Source organism: Brevundimonas diminuta (assembly GCF_022654015.1).
GTDB classification, from domain to species: Bacteria; Pseudomonadota; Alphaproteobacteria; order Caulobacterales; family Caulobacteraceae; genus Brevundimonas; species Brevundimonas diminuta_C.
In genome coordinates this window covers 2,054,318-2,073,339 of record NZ_CP073063.1, presented here as the reverse complement: position 1 = coordinate 2,073,339, position 19,022 = coordinate 2,054,318, and the positions used below count along the sequence as shown (strand labels likewise).

Below are 19,022 nucleotides of genomic sequence, written 5' to 3'. Positions count from 1 at the left end.
CTTAGGCCGGTGCGCCGGTGCGCAGTTCGACCGCATTCGAGGCGCGGAACGTATCCGAGCCGCTCATCTGGCGAGCGAGGATCAGCGTGCCTTGCTTGCTGATCTGCTCTTCGGTTTGAACCGACATCGCTTGGACTTCAGCGGTCGCAACCGCATCAGGAGTCCAGACAGCACCAACGGTCGTCGCCATGTTCTGGCGGTAGCGCGTCGGGATATTGGAGTTGGCCGAGTCATTGACCCACGGGCACAGGTTCGATTTCAGAATCTGAACACCGTCGATAGTCGTCAGCGTGTGATTGCGGATCGAAGCGTCGCCACCGTTGTAGTCGCGGTTCAGGTTCTTGTCCGACTGCGCCATCAGATACCAAGCGGCGGTCTTGAACAGGGCGTAGACGGGGACTTGGTCAACGCGGACGAAATTCTCATCCAGCGTTTGCTTTGCGGTCGAGACGGCTGCGAACAGCTTGGTCACGTCGGTATCGAGACCGGCGACTTGCACCGGCTTGGCGACCGGACCGCCCAGAAGGTCGTTCGTGCGAGCAGCTTTGATGACGGCGCGCATGACGTTCTGGTCGAACTGGACCGCAAGGGCTTCAGCCAGTTGGCGGGTGTATTCGCCGCGAACGTCGAAGTGGTTCAGGATTTCGTGGATGTCGGCAACGAACACGTCCGAGATCAGCTTGTCGTCGGACGACAGAACGATCTCATCGTGGTCGATCTGCTTGCCGAGGATTTCAGTGCCCGGCGTGTGGTAGCTGGCAGTTGCACGGCCAACACGCGGGAAGCGCAGGGTCTTACCGTTCTCCAGTTTGAAGATGCGGTGCTTGTCGCGCATGATCGTCATGCGCTCGTAGGCGGCTTGGATTTCGCCACCAAAGATTTCGAGCAACAGCGCGGTGTTACCGGCTGCGCCACCGGCCTTAAAGCCGGGATTCGAGGGGATAGAGTTAGCCATTAGGCTCCTTTGATTAGGGTTGAGTTCCCGATCATTCGGAGTCCGCTGGCGAGCGAGGTTATCGAGTTACCGGCCTCATCGCAGCCGGATCGATCCGTTGGATTTTGGGATAGGGGTTGAGCCGGGCTTTCACCGGCGCCCGTAAGGACGGTCAGATCGCGTTGCGCTGGATCAGAGCGGCCCGGCCGTCCGGTCACGATGACGCGGCGGGCTAGGTCTTAGGGGCACGGGATGCGAGCCGGTTTTACCAGTTCGCAATCGAGCGTTCGGCTTTCTCTGCGACCTCGCGCTGATAGGCGGTGTCGGTCTGATACTTGTCCGATTTCATGGCGTTGATCATTTCCGCACGAGAGCGGAAAACGTCACCTGTCGCGGCGCCGCTCTGGCCCTGCACGAAGTTGCCCTCATTTGGCTGCGCGGCTTTGAACCGGCCGACCAGCCATTCGACGCCTTGGCGCTGAGTGGCAGGATTATCGACCAGCGCATTATAGGCTGCGCGGTCTTCATCAGAGAGGCAGTTCTCGCCCCATGCCATCGCGGCATCTAGCGTCTGCTCATCACCGGCTGCGGCAAAGATGCTCGCGGATTGTTCACGACCCAGCGCGGCAAGGCCGTCCATGTAGGTCTGAATGATGGTCTTGGGGACGCCAAGTTTCTCGATCTTGGCGATGGCGTCTTCACCCGGCGCGCCATTCGTTTCGGCGTAGGTCTGCGCGAAGGCTTCGAAAGCCGTCGTGATCGGATTTGCTTCCGCTTGTGCCTCGCCATCCGCCTTCTCAATCTTGAGGTCGAGCGGCTTGTCGTCGTCCTTTTTCGCACCGGAGAACTTCTGTTCCAACTCGGCGTAGGATTTGACCAGATCATCGGTTTTGATCTCGCCCTTGTCGGCGTCCCAAAACTTTTCTGGAATGTGCGCGGGGCGCGCGGCCTTGGCGGTTTCGGTAGTCGCTTCGGTCTTATCGAGGCTGGCGCGGTATTCGTCGGCCGTCACACCCTCGGGGAGGGCGCTGGCCGGGAGATCGATATTTTCGGCCTCAATGGCCGGGGTCTCTGTTGTCATTCAAATCCTTAAGAGGGTTGGTCTGTTGCGGCTTTCATTGCCGCGTCCATGAAGCCGGGAGCCGCCGCTTGGGTGGCCTGCGCCATCATGGCTTGCTGCTGTTCCTGCGCCTTTTGCTCATCCGATTTCAGAAGAGCGTCCAAGCCAAGAACGCCGTGTTCGACGCCCAATCGGGTCAGCAAATTGGTGATGTTGAATTCCTGCGCGACGGTCGGGTTCGACAGCATCGCAGTGGCGTCGGAGATGAAGTTCCGCAGACGGTTCACCTCAGCGGCGCGACCCAGTGCGGCAAGGCCGGTGAGTATCTTCGGCTTGATAGCGTCGGGGACATCCGGGATGCGACGCTGTTGCGCGGCGATATAGAGATAACGGGTCGCGATGGGCTTCTGAAGCTCGCTTGCCAGCACGCTGAACGTGCCACCCAAGGTGTTTTCCAACTCCTCTGACGAGGCGCGGATTTCTTCAGCCGTGACCCGCTCTGCGTTGCGGAAGTTCTGGACGAGGAAGCCGCGATTGACGCGGTCTTCTGTCTTGTCCGCCACGGTGACGACGAAGCCAAAATCTTGGCTCTTGTTCAGGCCGAGAGTGCCGAAGTCCTCTTCACGACCGAGGATGACATCGCCCGAGCTTGCGGCTGCAAACTCTGCCGGATCGGCGGTCGAGTTGGGATCAATCGTGAAGATGGTGCGGCTGGCGAGCGCCGCCATCTGAACCGTCGATTGATAGAGGTCTTCGAGCGACATCAGGTCGCCCATGTATTCGGTGACGTGGCCGCGTCCGTAGTCTGAACCGGGAACGGCGAGCCAGCGCGGCGCCAACCAGCCCGACTTGTCTTCAGGCGCACGGCCTTCGGTGCCGGGGAGGCGCTTGCCTTCGATCTCCTGCCAGTGGGTGACAGTCCCGTCGCGCTTTTCAACGACGGTGTAGAGATCGACTTGCCGTTCCGATTTGTCCGGGTCGATCTTCACGCCGATCAGGGCGCGGATTTCGTCCGACAGGGTCGAGGGATAGACCTTCTCCTGCACGACGATATCGACCCACTGGCCGTAGGCGTCGCGTTTGATGACGAACTGATCCAGCCGATACAGCTTCGGTATGCCGTCGAGGGGGAAGTAGACGACGACGTTTCCGGCAACGATCAGTTGGCGAAGCACCTCCGCCATGATCGGTCTGACATTCCGCTCCTCCATGAGTGCGGCGGTCGACTCACTGACCTGCGAAAGGAGGGCGTCGGTCTTGGCCTTGTCGGTCTGAAGACTGGCTGCGGCAAAGGCATCCAACTCCAAGCGGAAGAAGGGGACCGAGACCGGAAATAGGGTGGAGTGAAGGCGGGCGGCCAGCGATCTCAAACCGTTCGCGCCGACGCTCTGATAGGGTTGGGTCGAGGTGTAGTGTTCGTTCTGGCCCACCTCTGGAACGAGGCCGGGGATAGTCAGGCGCGCGGCTTGGCGCGCCTTATCCAGAACGGATGTGCGAGCGACAGACAGCGCGCTGAAACGCGCTGCTGCGGTCTTCATGCGTTATTGTTTTGCTTTCAATGAGAGGGCTTTTCCGGCCAGCCCAAGCGTGCCGGGGAGGCGGCTCAACGACTGTCCAAGCTGGACATCGCGAGAGGTGGTCGATGCTCCGCCTGCGGGCGGATTGACCGGCGCGAGGGGATCGGTCGGGGTGACGTTCGCAGTCCCGGCGCCGCGACGGATCGTCAGCGATTTCACGCCGCCCTGACGGGCGCGGATGATCGGGTCGAGGCCATCAAGCCACGGGTTGCGAAGGATCGCTGGGTCTTTGTCGGTCGCAGCGGTTGGCTGAACGACCTTGGGTTTACTGACGATACAGATAGCGCGTCTCCTCAGATGGAGTCGGGGCGCTGGACTGACCGTTCAAACTCTCGACGCAGTTGATGCACGAGGTCGCGGCGTCCGGCCTCGAACATGATTTTTTCGATGGGTTGGTCGGGGCGAACTGACGGCTCAGGACACAGTGTGTCGAGGTGCTTCAGAAGGTCCGGGACGTTGGTGGGAAAGCGGTCCCTCGCGCCGTGCGCGACTGGCTGATGGCGGCTCATGCGCGCCTCAACTCATTCACGGCGTAATCGCGGATCGCCTGCACATGGACTGTGTGGGGGGCCTCAGCGTCAGCCATCATTCGTTTCGAACGGGAGACTTCCTCATAGGGGTCTAGGCCTACGGCTTCAGCCATAACGGTGGCAGCGAGAAAGACCGCGCTGATCTGGTCAGCGGGGTCCACGTCTTGAAGACGTGCGAGTTGAGCGAAAGCCGGTTCGCGAAGGACGCTGACCCGACTGCGCTGGCGGACGGAGCCGCGAATGAGAGAGATAGGAAACATATTCAATAGGTGCGTAACGGGAATATTGGGCTTGATGCAGCGATCTAGGCGAAGAGATATTGGGAGGAGAGGACGCGGTTGATGTCGAAGCTTCCCAGCGCGGGGACCGGGGGCAGGGTCACGGCGATCTCCGGGGGAAGTTGTTCGGCGATCTCGTCACGAAGCACCTCAAGCCAGTTCGTCTGATAGAGATCGACGAAGGTCTCCCGCAGGATTGTGCCGAGTTCGAAGGCACGGGCGGCATGGACCGCGAAACTGTCATGGACGACGGCGAGCGCCCTGATGCCGTTATCGTGGCAGCGGTTCGCCACACTCATGAGGTGGCTGGCGTCCATCGCGTGGATGAAGTTTGGGCTGATGCCGTTGGCCTGACGGCGGCTGTCGAGGCGTTTAGTCTCGTTCTTCACCTGAAGTCTGAAGACCTTGCCCTTGTGGGTGACATTCACCGACCCGGATTTGCGGCTGTAGTAGCTCTGAAGGACGGGCAGGCCGGTGGGTGTGGTCCAACGCAGAGGAAGGCCAGCGGAGGTGACGATCCGCGACACGCTGCGGAGCCAGTCCATTGCGCTCGACGCGGCTACTACGGTGTTTTGCAGGCCTTCCCACATCGCGCCGCTGAGAAAGAGTGAGGCGGCGTAGTTGTCGCCGTCGAGATAAGGGCCTTCAGCGTCCAGTTCGCGAAGCGTCTGGAAGATCATGTCGTGGAAGCCGTAGCGCGTCGCGCTGTAGACGTAGGTCATGACCGGACGTTTGGCCGTCTTGCGGTTGACCTTGCCGCGCCAGATGGCCGCGATTGGATCAGAGGACTGGTCAACCTGCGCCTGCACAAGGGCGGCGACATCCGCGTAGATATCTCTGGGCCGGTCGGAAGGTTCGAGGTTTACGGCTGCGGCGCCGATGGGGTCGCGGAGCAGGGCGCTGAAATGCTGAAGGCCGGAGTTCGATCCATCCAGTGCGACCGGCAGATGGCTGATGAAGTCGGCGCCTTCACGGACGTATCCCGCCCATTCCATGCACGCGGCAAGCGCCATGAACGGGCTGTCGGCCGTGGCCCAGAAACGCTGACCGTCGAGCGGATCGGCGGCGCTATCTAGGATCGCCGCCTCATTGGCGAACACCCAATCGACGCGCTCTTCGAAGCTGATCTTGTCGTGGCCGAACAGACCGGCGAGGTGGACGGCCAGCCAGTGGGCGCCCGCGTCGGTGATCGGATGGCCCTCTGCGAATGTCAGAAGAGCTTTGGCGACATCATCGCCCTGCGGATGCGGCCCGCCTGTTGCGAGGGGATAGACGCGGCCCCGGAAGTCGAGGCTGTGAGGGAAGTAGATCGCCTCTTCTGATGCGAACTTCGCTCCAACCCATAACCTTTGGCTCATCGCCAGACGGGCGCTCACCAGCTTTGAGTTTCGGTCGTGAACATCAGCGGCGTCACGCTTCCAGCGCTTTTTCGCTTCCTCGTTGATATCGTAATCGTCAGGACGACCGGGCAGGGTCTCCGGTTCACGAGCGGGAAGACCGCCCAGCACCCCTCCGCCATCCCAGATTTCGCGGATGATGTTCAGGATTGGGGTGTTGATCCGCCACGCCGTCTCTTGGATCGAGTTCACCGCGTCATAGACGGCGTTCATCATCTGGTGACGGAGGTCTTCGTGGTATGCGGCGTTGGACTGTTTCACGAGCCTAGTGCCGGGCGTGCGCGTCACGTATCCGCCTTTGAACGGACTGGTCCAACGGCGCGGCGGCATGATCATCGGAAGGTTGATCGGTTCGAGCAGTTCGCACCGGGCGTGCTGCTGCTCTAGCCATTGGTGGACCGCCTCAGTCGGGCGGACATATTTGGTTTGAAGGCCCCGGCTCTCGATGACGAACAGGCCGGTGGCGTCACAGAAGAGTTCGATGGCTTTGACGCCGGTGCGAATGCGGGTGGCGAGCGGGAAGGTCCGATCCACGCCCAATCTTTCGAAGATGTGCTGGATCGCGCGGCGCTTCTTGCTGCTGCGAACGCCGGTCTGCTGATTGCGCAGCACACCTTTTGCGGCATGACGGTTCACCTTCGTGAGCCGCGCCATCTGAATATGTTCGATGAGCGCGTCCGCTACTGCGATGGCGGTAGCGGTGAGCTTCTTCTGTTCGACGGTCGCACTGAGGACCACACGGCCGATCAGGTAGGCGGCTTCTTCAGCGCCCAGTTCGTTGAGGATGTGGGAGGACTCCGGAGTTCGGGCGCCGCCGCCATGATTCACGCGGTCGGTGAATTCTCGGATCGCGTCCGCCGTTGGTTTGAGAGCGAGGCGTAGAAGCTGACGGCCGGGCGGCAGATCGGCCTCCTCATCGGCGGCGCTGGGATCATTGCGCCACGGCATAGGGCGGCTGCTGCGGTAGCGTTCGGCGCCGAGGGCGCGGCTTTCCTGTTCCAACGCGATCTGACGTTGGAGGCGGTCTCTGAATGTCTCACTCTTCATCCATTATTTAGCAGGATGAGGAGGGGACGACTGGCTTGTCACGCGCCGACGCTAAATAGCTCTATGCCTTATGATCCCAAGAAAGACCCCTACGCGGGGCAGTTCGCCAAGCTCAACACGCCCGCTGGACGCGCCATCAACATCACCCCGGCCAACGCCGATCTGCCCGAGTATGTTAAGGCGGTGCGCTGCAATGGCGCGGGCAACCTCGTCTTTCTTCCTGCGAAGAATGAAGACGGTCAGACCATCACCCTCGCGGTGCTGGCCGGGGAGACTGTCCCAGTCCTGACACGCCGTGTTCTACCCGCATCGACCGCCAGCGGGATCGTCGGTTTTCTAGACTGATGTTGGAGATCGAGTTCGGCTTTGGGTTCGGCTGGGGCGTGAAGCCACGTGCTGATTTTGCGGAACAACCGCACCCGCCTGCTGGCAAGCAATGGGTGACTACGAACGGCGGAGCCGACTACGTCACCTACATGGGTGAGATGGTCTACGTGACGGCTTAAACACCGTTGGTTGATGGGCTTTCCCGTGCCATGAGACGGCGGGGAGTTCAGCCATGCCAGACGTTACCACCATCACCAATGTGCCGCCGACGCCGGACATGCCCGACCCGTCGCTACTGACCGAGGTAACTGCGCTGATCGTCGCGATCACCGCTTTGCTGGCCGTGATCGTTTGGCCGGTGTTGATTGGTTATGGCCTGAAGAAATTTCACGCGCCGATCAGCGACCTTTTGAAACGTGTCCGTGCGGCTGAAGGCATGGGCGTGAAGGTCAACATGGATGACCTCGAAAAGAAGGCTATCGCCGCAGGCATAGAGGGCGATGGCGTCCCCCAACTTGATCCGCAGGATGTGCCACCCACTGACAACGCATCTTCGGATAATGCGCAAAGCGAACCCGCTGAGCCTAACGTCGTCGAGAGGTCGATCCCAGTCGACCGAGATTCCAGCGCTAGGGAAGCGAGGAGGCGCCAGCGGGAGATATCGAGGCTCAATCAGGACTTTGGCATAGGGCACGACGAACTGGAAACGCTGGCGAAAATCCATCCACCATCCGCAGTGCTTTGGGCGTGGACCGACCTCGAAAAGAGCCTCAGCCTGCTTGCTGAATCGTGCGCGGTATCATCGCCGATAGTGCTCGTCTCCGTTACCCAGCTTTACAAGTTAGGCGTGATCCCACCGATCTTGAAAAGCCTGCTGTACGATCTCTGGAACGTTCGTCAGCAAATGGCGGCGGGCAGCAACTTCAGCTTCGATGATGCGCTCAAGTTTGGACGCAGTGCACAGCAAGCGAAGCGCGAGTTAGACGACCTTCGCTTTATGCAGGTAATGGGGATAGCCGATCCACCGGATAGGTCTGACCGGCATTGAGTGGCCGGGAACTGCTTGCGCACCCCATCAAAACCGCTACAAGGTCACTACAAACTTCGTCTCTCAACTTCGGTTCGGGCGTTGTTTTTAAAGGTGTTTCGGGCAAAATCTGGAAATCCTAGTTCCCCAGCCATCCGCCGACAAAGGTCGGCGCCGTCGAACCACTTCACAGCTTCAGCATTATCATCTGCGCCAGGGCTTCCGTCCGGATGCCCGACTACCTAGCTTGACCGCAGACTGCTGCTGAGGAGAACGATGATGGTTACCGCCAAAGAAAAGCGCCTGGCGCCCCTGAAGACGCCGACGAGCCTGTCGGAGGAGGCGACCCAGAGCATTTCCGCCGCTCTGACCGGCCTGCTGGCCGATACGTTCGCTCTCTACATCAAGACAAAGAATTTCCACTGGCACGTCTCGGGTCCGCACTTCCGGGACTACCATCTGATGCTGGACGAGCAGTCGGCGGAAATCCTGGCCATGACCGATCCGATGGCCGAGCGGGCGCGCAAGATCGGCGGGACCACCCTGCGCTCCATCGGTCAGATCGCCAAGGAATCACGCATCGCCGATAACGACGCCGACTATGTCGATCCTCTCGATATGCTGGCGGAGCTTCGCGACGACAACGGTGAACTGATCGGCCGGATGCGCGAGGTGCATGACCTTTGCGACGAGCATAACGACGTCGCGACCGCCAGCCTGCTCGAGAACTGGATCGACGAGAGCGAGAAACGCGTCTGGTTCCTGTTCGAATCGGGTCGTCGCGGTAACGGCTGAGGAACCGCAGCACTTGCGCCGTCTTATGTATCGTCGATAGTCGATGACGGATGGCGCAGGAGGGGCGCGTGAAGCAGGTTTCGGTGATCTGCGTTTTGGCGATCGTGGGGGTGCTGGTGGCCTCGCCCGCCTCAGCTGATATGTCCAAGGCGTTCGGCAACACGATCGTGTCCCATTATCCGAATGGACAGTGGGTCCGGCATTATTTCGAGCCGGATGGACGCTACACCTCGCAGTTTTCCGACGGGCGACGTGTGGCGGCGCGCTGGTCGGCCGAGGGTGACAAGATCTGTCTGTCCGGCTTCATTCCGCGCCAGATCCTGCCGCGCTTCTGCAGCCGCATGGTCGAGGCCGATGTCGGCGACAGTTGGCGCGCCCGCGATCCCTTGGGACGCTCCATCCGCAACGAACTGGTCGCTGGGCGTCGCTGAGGCCTTGCCCTGAGCGGCGTCACCCTCTAGACGCGACCGCCTACCCGATGCGGATGTGGCGGAACTGGTAGACGCACTGGATTTAGGTTCCAGCGCCGAGAGGCGTGGAGGTTCGAGTCCTCTCATCCGCACCAAGACAAAAAAGGCCCCGGATTGCTCCGGGGCCTTTCTTTATTCCTGGCCTATCGCCCGTGCGGGCTATTTGAGGCCGATCGATGGGCCTGCCGCGATTGGTGCGACAGGCCCGGTTTGGTCTTAGCTGATCGGCGGCACGGGCGGCGGCGGAACGTCACCATCCGTTTCGTGAACCTCGACCACGCCGCGACCCAGGTGGCTCTTGCGGTAGCCGTAGGCGAAGTAGATCACCAGGCCAATGCCGCCCCAGATCGGCAGCACCATCTTGGCGTCATGCGGCAGGTTCCAGAACAGGAAGGCGCAGCCGAACGCCGACAGGGGCGCGAACACCCAGATCAGCGGCGTACGGAACGGACGGCGGCGGTTCGGATCCTTGACTCGCAGCACCAGCACCGCGATCGACACCATGAAGAAGGCGAACAGAGTGCCCGAGTTCGAAATGTCGGCCAGCTGACCGACCGGGAACAGGGCGCCGGCGATGGCGACCGCGATGCCGGTGGCGGCGGTCACGATGTAGGGCGTCTTCCACTTGGGGTGGATTTTGGTCAGGCCTTCCGGCAGCAGACCGTCGCGCGCCATCACGAAGAAGATGCGGGTCTGACCAAAGATCATCATCAGGATGACCGAGGGCAGGGCCAGGAGGGCGGCGGTGCCCAGGGCGTTGCCGATCTGGGGGTGCCCGACGACACGCAGAACGTGGGCCAGGGCCTCGTTGGAGCAGACCAGCATTTCGGCGTTGGCGGGCAGGGCGCAGGCGGCGACGAAGGCGGGCGAGCCCGGCTGGACCGCTTCACCGGCGGCGCCCAGAACCGGCTGAGCGCCGATGGCGCCGGCGGCGCCGAGCGCGACCAGCAGATAGAAGATCGTACAGATGGCCAGCGAGCCGATCAGGCCGATGGGCACGTTGCGCTGCGGATTCTTGGTTTCCTCGGCCGCCGTCGAAACGGCGTCAAACCCGACATAGGCGAAGAAGATCGAGGCTGCTGCGCCGACGATGCCCATCCCCGAATATTGGCCGAACAGGCCGTTGGGGGCGAACGGCGACAGGTTGGCCGATTGGACGACAGGCAGGGTGATGACGATGAAGACCGTCAGGGCGACGACCTTGATCGCGACCAGGATCGCATTGACCCGGGCCGATTCCGTGGTGCCGACCATCAGCAGGGCGGTCACAAGCAGGGCCACGACGATGGCGGGGATGTTGACGATCCCGGCCGAGAAGTCAGGCGTGGGGATGAAGCCGTTCATCGACCAGGTCGGCCCGGCGGATAGGAGGTCGGGGAAATCGAATCCGAGCCCCTGTTCTATTAGCCCGAGCACGTAGCCCGACCAACCGACCGACACGGCCGAGGCCGCCACGGCGTATTCCAGGATCAGCGCCCAGCCGACCGTCCAGGCCAGCAGTTCGCCCATCACGGCGTAGGTGTAGGTGTAGGCCGAGCCAGACACCGGGGCCATCGACGCCAGTTCGGAGTAGCAGAGCGCCGCGACCGCGCAGACCGCGCCGGCGATGACGAAGCTGATCATCATGCCCGGTCCGGCCTTTTGGGCGGCCGAGGCGGTCAGGACGAAGATTCCGGTGCCGATGATGGCCCCGATCCCCAGAAGCGTCAGTTGAATAGGACCAAGCGACCGGTGAAGCGACTTCTTCTCGGCCGTGGCAAGGATCGCGTCGAGCGACTTAACGCGCCACATAAAATACCCCCACGTTTTGATGCAGCCCCTCGGCTGCTTGGGGCGGACGCTAGCGACGGATGAGGCGGCGCGCAACGCGCATGACGGGGTGGTTAAGGCGCGACGACGCTTTCGTGATCGCCTGTCGGCAGGCTAGAGGCGACACATGCTGCCCATCCACGCCGTTCTTGAACCGCTGAAAGCCGCGCTGAGCGCGGGCAATACGGCCGTGCTGGCGGCGCCGCCGGGGGCGGGCAAGACGACGGTCGTGCCACTGGCCCTGCTGGATCAGCCGTGGCTGGAGGGCAAGGTGCTGGTGCTGGAGCCGCGACGCCTGGCCGCACGGGCGGCCGCCGACCGGATGGCTGCGAGCCTGGGCGAACAGCCGGGCGGGACGGTGGGCTATCGCACCCGGCTGCAGAGCAGGATCGGGCCGAACACGCGGATCGAGGTGATCACCGAGGGCGTCTTCACGCGCATGATTCTGGACGATCCGGGACTGGAGGACGTGGGCGCGGTTTTGTTCGACGAGTTTCACGAGCGCAGCCTGGACGCCGATCTTGGACTCGCGTTGGCGAGAGACACGCAAAAGCTGCTGCGTGAGGACCTGCGGCTGCTGGTCATGTCGGCGACGCTGGATGTGGTCGGGGTCTCGCGCCTGCTCGACGGCGCGCCAGTGATCGAGGCCGAGGGACGGGCCTGGCCGGTCGAGACCCGGTATCTGGGCCGCAACCCATCCGAACGGTTCGAAGAGGCTGTGGCGCGGGCCTGTCTGACCGCCTTGGGCGAGGAGACGGGATCGGTGCTGGTCTTCCTGCCAGGGCAGGGCGAAATCCATCGGGTGGCCAGGCTGGTGAATGAGCGACTGCGGCTGCCGAACGTCGATGTCGTGCCCCTCTATGGCGGGCTGGATCGCGGCGAGCAGGACCGAGCCATCGCACCGGCGGCGCCGGGGCGGCGCAAGCTGGTGCTGGCGACCTCGGTTGCCGAAACCAGTCTGACCATCGAAGGCGTGCAGGTGGTGATCGACGGCGGCCTGTCGCGCGTGCCGCGGTTCGAATCCTCCAGCGGCCTGACCCGGTTGGCGACGGTCAAGGTCAGCCGATCTTCCGCAGAACAGAGACGCGGCCGGGCCGGGCGCACCGAGCCGGGCGTCTGCTACCGCTTGTGGGACGAGGAACAGACGCGCGGGCTGGTCCCGCATCAGCGGCCGGAAATCCAGGAGGCGGACCTGACCGGACTGGCCCTGGACCTGGCGCGTTGGGGCGCCCGCTCGGTCGAGGGACTGGCCCTGCTCGACCCGCCGCCGGCCGGCGCCTTGGCCGAGGCGCGCAAGGTGCTGACACGCTTGGGGGCGCTGGATGCCGATGGCGGACTGTCGAATCACGGGCTGAGGCTGACGAAGATCCCGCTGTCGCCTCGGCTGGCGCATATGGTCGCCGTGGCGTCCGACGCCGGCGACGCGATGACGGGCGCACGGATCGCGGCGGTGTTGAGCGAGCCGGGTCTGGGCGGATCGAGCGTCGATCTGGCGGATCGCCTGATCGGGCTGGAGCGCGATCGGACGCAGAGAGCGCGCGATTCGATCAAACTGGCGGAGCGCTGGGCGCGCGCGGCGGGTGGTGGATCGGGTCGGACGATCGATCCGGGACTGCTGCTGGCCGAGGCCTTTCCCGAGCGGATCGCAAAGGCGCGGGGCAAGGCGGGTGAATACCTTTTGGCTAGTGGGCGAGGGGTCGTGCTGGACGCGACCGACCATCTGGCGCGTGAGCCTTGGGTGGCGATCGCCGAACTCGGCGGCGGCGACACGCGCGACCGGGTGCGACTGGCGGCGGCGCTGGAGGCGGACCGGATCGAAAGCGATCTGGCGCGCCTGATCTCGACGGAGGACCGGCTGGTGCGCGAACCGGCGGGGCGGTCGGTGATCCGGCGCTCGCGGCGCATCGGGGCCATCGCGCTGGACGAAAAGGTCGTCGGCGCGCCGGATGCGAAGACCCTGACCGCCGCCCTTCGGGCCGAGATCGAGGCGGATGGTATAGGCGCACTGAGATGGGGCGAGCAGGCATCGGAACTGCGCGCGCGTCTGGCGTTCCTGCATGCGCGAGACCCAGCCTGGCCCGATGTGTCGGACAACGCCCTGCTGGCGGCGCGTCAGGACTGGCTGTGGCCTCTGCTGGAAGGGGCGAAGTCGCTGGAGGGGATAGCTGACGGTAATCTGGCCGAGGCTTTGCGTGGACTGATCCCTTGGGACCTACAGCGCCGTCTGGACGAGCTGGCGCCCCCGCGCCTGATCACGCCGTTGGGCTCGGCGGCCATCGACTATGCCGCTGACGGCGGGCCGCGCGTGGATATTCGGGTGCAGGAGTTGTTCGGCGTGACGACGCATCCGACCGTCGGCGGCGTGCCGTTGACCCTGGCGCTGTTATCGCCGGCGCGACGGCCGGTGCAGGTCACCAAGGACTTGCCGCGTTTCTGGACCGGCTCATGGGCGGCGGTGCGCGCGGAGATGCGCGGCCGCTATCCCCGTCATCCGTGGCCGGAAAACCCGGCCGAGGCGCAGGCGACGAACCGGGTCAAACCGCGCGGGACTTGATCGCCTTGACGCGACGGGCGGGAAACGGGCATCGCTGGGACAACCGGGAGAAGAAGATGTCCGACGTCCTGCCGAAGAACTCCACCGGCCGCGTGCTGTTCGCCAGCCTGATCGGCACGACGATCGAGTTCTTCGACTTCTATATCTACGCCACGGCGGCCGTCCTGGTGTTCCCGACGCTGTTCTTCCCCGGAGAGGATCCGGGGACGGCGCTGCTGTCCTCGTTCGCGACCTTTTCCATCGCCTTCTTCGCGCGGCCCGTCGGCGCCCTGGCTTTCGGGCATTTTGGGGATCGGGTGGGGCGCAAGGCGACGCTGGTCGCGGCGCTGATGACCATGGGCCTGTCGACCGTGGCCATCGGCCTGTTGCCGACGCACCAGCAGGTCGGCCTGCTGGCGCCCCTGCTGTTGGCCCTTTGCCGGTTCGGTCAGGGGCTGGGCCTGGGCGGCGAATGGGGCGGGGCGGTGTTGCTGGCGACCGAGAATGCGCCGGCTGGAAAGAAGGCCTGGTTCGGCATGTTCCCTCAGCTGGGCGCGCCCATCGGCTTCATCCTGTCCACCACATCCTTCATCGTCCTGACCTCGACGATGAGCGAGACCGCGTTCGAGGGCTGGGGCTGGCGCATTCCGTTTCTGGCCAGCGCCGTGCTGGTGTTCGTCGGCCTGTGGGTGCGACTGAAGATCACCGAGACGCCCGAGTTTCAGAAGGCGGTCGACCGCGACGAGCGGGTCAAGGCGCCGGCCGTCACCTTGTTCGCCCACCACAAGGCGGCGCTAGTTCTGGGCACCTTCTGCGGCGTGACGACCTTCACCCTGTTCTATTTGATGACCGTCTTCGCCCTGGGCTGGGCGACGACGGGCATGGGGCTGGCGCGGGCCGATGTGCTGCCCATCCAGTTGATCGGCGTGCTGTTCTTCGCCGCCTTCATACCGGTGACAGCCTTGCTGGCGGATCGATACGGGCAGGTCAGGGTGCTGATCGCCTCTTCGGTCGGGATCGGCCTGTTCGGCTTTCTGTTCGCACCGCTGTTCGGGGGCGGTCTCAGCGGCCTGCTGATCTTCTTTGCGCTGGGGTTCGCCCTGATGGGCTGCACCTATGGCCCCATCGGCGCGGCCATGGCGCGGCCGTTCCCGACAGCGGTGCGCTACACCGGCGCGTCGATGGCCTTCAATCTGGCGGGCATCCTGGGCGCATCGCTTGCGCCCTACATCGCGCTGAAGCTGGCAGATCGGTTCGGGCCGGGGGCCGTCGGCGGCTATCTGGCGATTTCGGCTCTGGTCACCATCGCCGCCCTGTGGGGCATGGGGCGGGTTGCGCCGGAGGAGCAGCGCTAGGCTTCGTCCGTCGCGGCATAGACCATGATGCCGGTGGCGATGGCCAGGTTCAGGCTGTCGGCGCGGCCGCGCATCGGGATCTTGACGTTGACGTCGCAGGCGGCGGCCAGGGCGTCGGTCAGGCCAGCCTGTTCATTGCCCATCAGGATCAGCGACGGCTGTTGCATGACGGCCGAGCGGTGACTGACCTTGGCGTCCAGGCGGGTGCCGACGACGCTGCCGGGCCAGGTCTTGCGCCAGGCAAGGAAAGCCTCGGGCGTCGTCTTGGAGATCGAGACGGCGAAGACCGAGCCCATGGTCGCGCGCACGGCCTCGACCGAATAGGGATCGACGCAGTCGCCGATCAGGATCACCCCGCCGCAACCGGCCGCGTCCGCCGTGCGAATGATGGTGCCCAGATTACCGGGATCGCGCACCTGCTCCAGCGCCACCCAGCAGGGGGCCGAGGCGGGGTTCAGGCTGTCGAGAGGCGCATATGCCTGTTCGAACACGCCGAGCACGGTCTGCGGATTGTCGCGGCGGCTGATTTTTTCGAGGATGGCGTGGGTGACGACGATGATGTCGCCGCCAGCCTTGAGCGTGGCGGCCTTGGCGCGATCCAGCAGAGGGTGAGGACGGGCGTCCTCGCCGACCAGCAACATCCGGGGCGCACGGCCCTGGTCCAGCGCCTCGCCAATGAACTTCAGCCCCTCGGCCAGGAAGGTCCCGGTCAGGTCGCGTTCCTTGCGCATATGCAGGGCCCGGACGCCCTTGACCGTGTCGTTGGTCAGGGAGGTGATGACGCGTTCGCTCATCGGCTCCACCGCGCGAAGAAGGACAGGCCGATGGCGCGGGCGTCCGGGCCGTCTTCGGACAGGGCCAGTTCGCCCCAGTCGATCCGGCCGCCGCGATCCTGGGTCGCCTCGACCATCAGGTGCGCCAGGGACAGGCCGGACACACGGGCCGCATAGGCGTTCAGCAACAGGAAGTCGGCATCGTCCGCCAGCAAAGCGGCGCAGTCCTTGAGCAGACCCGGCATGTCCTCGAACAGGCGCCAGACTTCGCCCGTCGGGCCGCGTCCGTATTTGGGCGGGTCCAGAATGACGCCATCGTATTTCGAGCCGCGCCGAACTTCGCGCGCGACGTATTTGCGGGCGTCCTCGACAATCCACCGGATCGGATGCTGGGCGAGGCCCGACTGTTTGGCGTTCTCGCGCGCGTAGGCGACCGACTTCTTGGACGCGTCGACGTGAGTAACCTCTGCACCCGCGGCTGCTGCAGCCAAGCTAGCGACGCCGGTATAGCCGAACAGGTTCAGGATCTTCGGCGCACGGCCGGCCGAGCGTGTGAAGTCCCGCACGCGCCCGTCCAGCCATTCCCAGTTGGCCGCCTGTTCAGGGAAGAAGGCGAGGTGGCGAAAGGGGGTGAAACGACCGGTGAACCTCACGTCGCGCCACTTCAGCGGGAAGGCGTCGATGGGGCCGTGCTTGTCGAACCGCCAGCGACCGCTGTCTTCCTCCTCCTGCTGCGGATCGAACGTCGCTGTCGCGTTTTCGAAGGCTTTTGGATCGCGGGGCGACCAGAAACACTGCGGCTCGGGTCGGACGACGGTGTAGCGGCCATAGCGTTCCAGCTTCTTGCCGTCGCCGCTGTCCAGCAGGGCATAGTCGGACCAGCCGGAGGTCACGAGGGTTTCGGGAGTTTTGGAAAGGACGGGCGCCATCGTCGGGCTGATAGGCGCTCAGGCCGCCTCGCGTCCAGCGTCCGGTGCCACGACGGTCAATTCTGGCATCTGATCGTCGCGATCGTGCGGGGTCTTGTCCCAGACGTGCGGTTCGACCGCCAGCCGCCAGGCCGCATGGACGAAGGCCAGGCTGAGGAGCGCCCAATAGGCCGGCGCAGCCAGCACATCGCCCAGCCGGTAATCGAGCCCGGCGCGTCGCGCCCCGGCCGCACAGCTCATCCAGGCGGCGATGACTCCCAGCGCCAGCACGCCAAGCGAGCCACCTGGCAGGGGCGGCAAGACGCCGGAAAGCGCCCAGACGGCGACGGCTAGAACCAGCCAGGCCAGCGTCGGGGCATGGGCGGCCGCCGACAGGATCGCCGCGCCCAAGGTCATGATCAGCGCCAAGCTTCCGCGTCGGCCCAAGGCGTTGGGCCGCCGCGTATGCACGCCCCAGGTCTGCATATAGCCCTTCAGCCAGCGGGTGCGCTGCGGCAGCCATCTGTCCATCGCGCCCGGCGGCGTCTCCCACGTCGGACTGTCGATGACGCCGAGCTTCCAGCCCATCGACCACAGGCGGAAGCCCAGGTCCGCGTCCTCGGTGACATTGTGCGCATCCCAACCGCCGGCGCCACGCAGCGCCGTCATGCGGATGTGATTGCTGGTGCCGCCAAGCGGAAAAGGCAGGCCCAATCGCGCCATGCCCGGCAGGGTCACTTCGAACAGGGCCGCATATTCGAAGGCGAACTGCCGATCCAGAAACCAAGAGCCAGCCTTGCCGGACGGTCGGATGCGCAGCGGAGCCTGAAGACAACCCAGCCGCGGCTGGGCGACGAAACGCGCCGCCGCCTGGCGGAGCTGTTGCGGATGCGGTCGGTCCTCTGCGTCATAGATGGTGACCAGATCGCCCCGCGCTTGACCCAGGGCGTAATTCAAAGCGCGCGGCTTGGTCTGGGGACTGCCCGGCGGCGCGATCAGGATTTTCAGCCAAGGCGGTTTCGGCGTCGCCTGGGCTGCGGCCAGGGTGGCCTCGTCATGCGCCTCCAGCACGATAAAGGCCTCCAGCCTGTGCGCCGGATAGTCGATCCGGCTGAGGTTGGCGATCAGTTGCGGCGCCACGGCCGCCTCATCATAAAGCGCCGCCAGAATGGTGTAGCGCGGCCATTCGATCGGACGCGGAACAGGCGCGGGGCGGCGCAGGCTGGCGATGCCGATGAAGGCCTTCCACAACGCGCACACCACGAAGGCGGCTTGGAACAGCACCAAGCCGACGTCGATCGCGGCGGCGGGCCAGCGGATCAGCGCCACGACGGATGTCAGGGTGAGCAGGATCAAGGTCGTGACTTGGAAACCGCTCGGCGAGCGTCGTGAGGCGCCGTTTCGGCGGGGCCTGATCCCCGGATGCGCCCAATCCTTCACCGCACCCGCCCCCAAAGCGCCACAACCCGTAATGGCTATTTGAAACAACTGCGTTCGGCAAGTCGGTTGGCGTCCGGGACGGATTGTCGCTATTCAGTGCGCCTCACCCGGAGCAGCGGCTTGTCTGAATTTTCGAACGCCTCGCGCACGACCCGAAAGCCCAAGGGCGAAGGCCATTCGCGGCGGGGCGAAATCCTGGCGGCGGCCGAGCGGATCTTCGTCGAGCACGGCTATGAGGGCGCGACGATTCGCAAGATCGCGGACGAGGTCGGGCTGTCGTCGACGGCGCTCTACATGCATTTCCCGGACAAGGGCGCGATCCTGCAGGAAATCTGCCGTGACGCCTTTGCGCGGCTTATCGCGTCGAACGCCGCCGTCGCCGATGAGGAAGCGCCGCCCGAACAGCGCCTGCGGCGGATGATCGAGGGCTATATCGACTTCGGTTTCGCCCATCCCAACGCCTATCGCCTGATCTATCTGACACGGCCGGTCGAAGCGCGAGATGGCGCCCAGGACGCGGCGCGAGAACTGGGCGCCAGCCTGTTCACGACACTGGAGGCCACGGTCGGCGATGCCGTGACGGCCGGACGCATGAAAGGCGATCCCGCCACGATCGCCCAGGCGATCTGGGCTGCGGCGCATGGGATCGTGTCTCTCATGATCACCAAGCCCTATTTCCCGTGGTCCGATCGACAGGCGCTGGTTCGCACCACCCTGGACGCCCTGTTCGCCGGTCTGATCGAAAGATGAAGCATATCTGTG

17 protein-coding genes and 1 tRNA gene are annotated in these 19,022 nt (G+C 64.2%); 9 read left to right on the top strand and 9 right to left on the bottom strand.

What is annotated here, in order from left to right; all coding sequences use genetic code 11:
- Position 1: 1 nt before the first annotated feature.
- The 5 genes from KAK88_RS10285 to KAK88_RS10265 all read right to left on the bottom strand — a co-directional run bounded on the left by KAK88_RS10285 (position 2) and on the right by KAK88_RS10265 (position 6,823).
- Positions 2–955 (bottom strand): phage capsid protein, encoded by a 954-nt coding sequence (locus tag KAK88_RS10285; protein ID WP_242076574.1) that lies wholly within the window; start codon positions 953–955, stop codon positions 2–4.
- 244 nt (positions 956–1,199) lie between these two features.
- A complete protein-coding gene (locus tag KAK88_RS10280; protein WP_242076573.1) occupies positions 1,200–2,015 on the bottom strand; it encodes a capsid assembly protein in 816 nt (271 codons plus the stop codon).
- An 8-nt stretch (positions 2,016–2,023) separates the two neighbouring features.
- Positions 2,024–3,532 carry a portal protein gene (locus tag KAK88_RS10275; protein ID WP_242076572.1) on the bottom strand — a complete coding sequence of 503 codons (1,509 nt, stop codon included), beginning with the start codon at positions 3,530–3,532 and terminating at the stop codon, positions 2,024–2,026.
- A 332-nt stretch (positions 3,533–3,864) separates the two neighbouring features.
- Positions 3,865–4,080: a hypothetical protein gene (locus tag KAK88_RS10270; protein ID WP_242076571.1), complete on the bottom strand. Its 216-nt coding sequence runs from the start codon at positions 4,078–4,080 to the stop codon at positions 3,865–3,867.
- Between the two features lie 325 nt (positions 4,081–4,405).
- A complete protein-coding gene (locus tag KAK88_RS10265) occupies positions 4,406–6,823 on the bottom strand; it encodes a DNA-directed RNA polymerase (RefSeq protein ID WP_242076570.1) in 2,418 nt (805 codons plus the stop codon).
- Between the two features lie 63 nt (positions 6,824–6,886).
- On the opposite strand from KAK88_RS10265, the gene KAK88_RS10260 reads away from it, so the two are divergent.
- From KAK88_RS10260 to KAK88_RS10235, 6 genes are all read left to right on the top strand, one after another.
- Positions 6,887–7,168 (top strand): spike base protein, RCAP_Rcc01079 family, encoded by a 282-nt coding sequence (locus tag KAK88_RS10260; RefSeq protein ID WP_161639193.1) that lies wholly within the window; start codon positions 6,887–6,889, stop codon positions 7,166–7,168.
- A complete protein-coding gene (locus KAK88_RS10255; protein ID WP_161639192.1) occupies positions 7,168–7,329 on the top strand; it encodes a hypothetical protein in 162 nt (53 codons plus the stop codon). Before KAK88_RS10260 ends, KAK88_RS10255 begins: the two co-directional genes overlap by 1 nt.
- Before the next feature lie 53 nt (positions 7,330–7,382).
- Entirely contained in the window at positions 7,383–8,198 is an 816-nt protein-coding gene (locus KAK88_RS10250) for a hypothetical protein (protein WP_161639191.1), read from the top strand.
- Between the two features lie 258 nt (positions 8,199–8,456).
- Positions 8,457–8,972 carry a Dps family protein gene (locus KAK88_RS10245; RefSeq protein ID WP_045810805.1) on the top strand — a complete coding sequence of 172 codons (516 nt, stop codon included), beginning with the start codon at positions 8,457–8,459 and terminating at the stop codon, positions 8,970–8,972.
- Between the two features lie 68 nt (positions 8,973–9,040).
- Positions 9,041–9,403: a hypothetical protein gene (locus tag KAK88_RS10240; protein ID WP_242076569.1), complete on the top strand. Its 363-nt coding sequence runs from the start codon at positions 9,041–9,043 to the stop codon at positions 9,401–9,403.
- 49 nt (positions 9,404–9,452) lie between these two features.
- Positions 9,453–9,537: transfer RNA gene (locus KAK88_RS10235), tRNA-Leu, on the top strand.
- Positions 9,538–9,658: 121 nt separating this feature from the next.
- Here KAK88_RS10235 and KAK88_RS10230 read toward each other — a convergent pair.
- On the bottom strand, positions 9,659–11,233 hold the full coding sequence (locus KAK88_RS10230) for an amino acid permease (protein WP_242076568.1): 1,575 nt from the start codon (positions 11,231–11,233) through the stop codon (positions 9,659–9,661).
- 145 nt (positions 11,234–11,378) lie between these two features.
- Here KAK88_RS10230 and hrpB point away from each other — a divergent pair, with 145 nt between their 5' ends.
- Both hrpB and KAK88_RS10220 read left to right on the top strand, forming a co-directional pair.
- Positions 11,379–13,805 carry an ATP-dependent helicase HrpB gene (gene hrpB, locus KAK88_RS10225; RefSeq protein WP_242076567.1) on the top strand — a complete coding sequence of 809 codons (2,427 nt, stop codon included), beginning with the start codon at positions 11,379–11,381 and terminating at the stop codon, positions 13,803–13,805.
- Positions 13,806–13,861: 56 nt separating this feature from the next.
- On the top strand, positions 13,862–15,139 hold the full coding sequence (locus tag KAK88_RS10220; protein ID WP_242076566.1) for an MFS transporter: 1,278 nt from the start codon (positions 13,862–13,864) through the stop codon (positions 15,137–15,139).
- Here KAK88_RS10220 and KAK88_RS10215 read toward each other — a convergent pair.
- From KAK88_RS10215 to KAK88_RS10205, 3 genes are read right to left on the bottom strand one after another with little or no spacing between them, the layout of a single operon-like run.
- Positions 15,136–15,933 (bottom strand): TrmH family RNA methyltransferase, encoded by a 798-nt coding sequence (locus tag KAK88_RS10215; RefSeq protein WP_242076565.1) that lies wholly within the window; start codon positions 15,931–15,933, stop codon positions 15,136–15,138. The two genes, KAK88_RS10220 and KAK88_RS10215, sit on opposite strands and share 4 nt — an antisense overlap.
- Positions 15,930–16,841, bottom strand: a complete 912-nt coding sequence (locus tag KAK88_RS10210) for a class I SAM-dependent methyltransferase (RefSeq protein WP_242076564.1) — start codon at positions 16,839–16,841, stop codon at positions 15,930–15,932. The genes KAK88_RS10215 and KAK88_RS10210 overlap by 4 nt, the downstream gene beginning before the upstream one ends.
- 18 nt (positions 16,842–16,859) lie before the next feature.
- On the bottom strand, positions 16,860–18,176 hold the full coding sequence (locus tag KAK88_RS10205) for a glycosyltransferase family 2 protein (protein WP_242076563.1): 1,317 nt from the start codon (positions 18,174–18,176) through the stop codon (positions 16,860–16,862).
- Between the two features lie 204 nt (positions 18,177–18,380).
- Between KAK88_RS10205 and KAK88_RS10200 the strand changes: the two genes are divergently transcribed.
- Entirely contained in the window at positions 18,381–19,010 is a 630-nt protein-coding gene (locus KAK88_RS10200) for a TetR/AcrR family transcriptional regulator (protein ID WP_242076562.1), read from the top strand.
- The last annotated feature ends 12 nt before the right edge of the window (positions 19,011–19,022 follow it).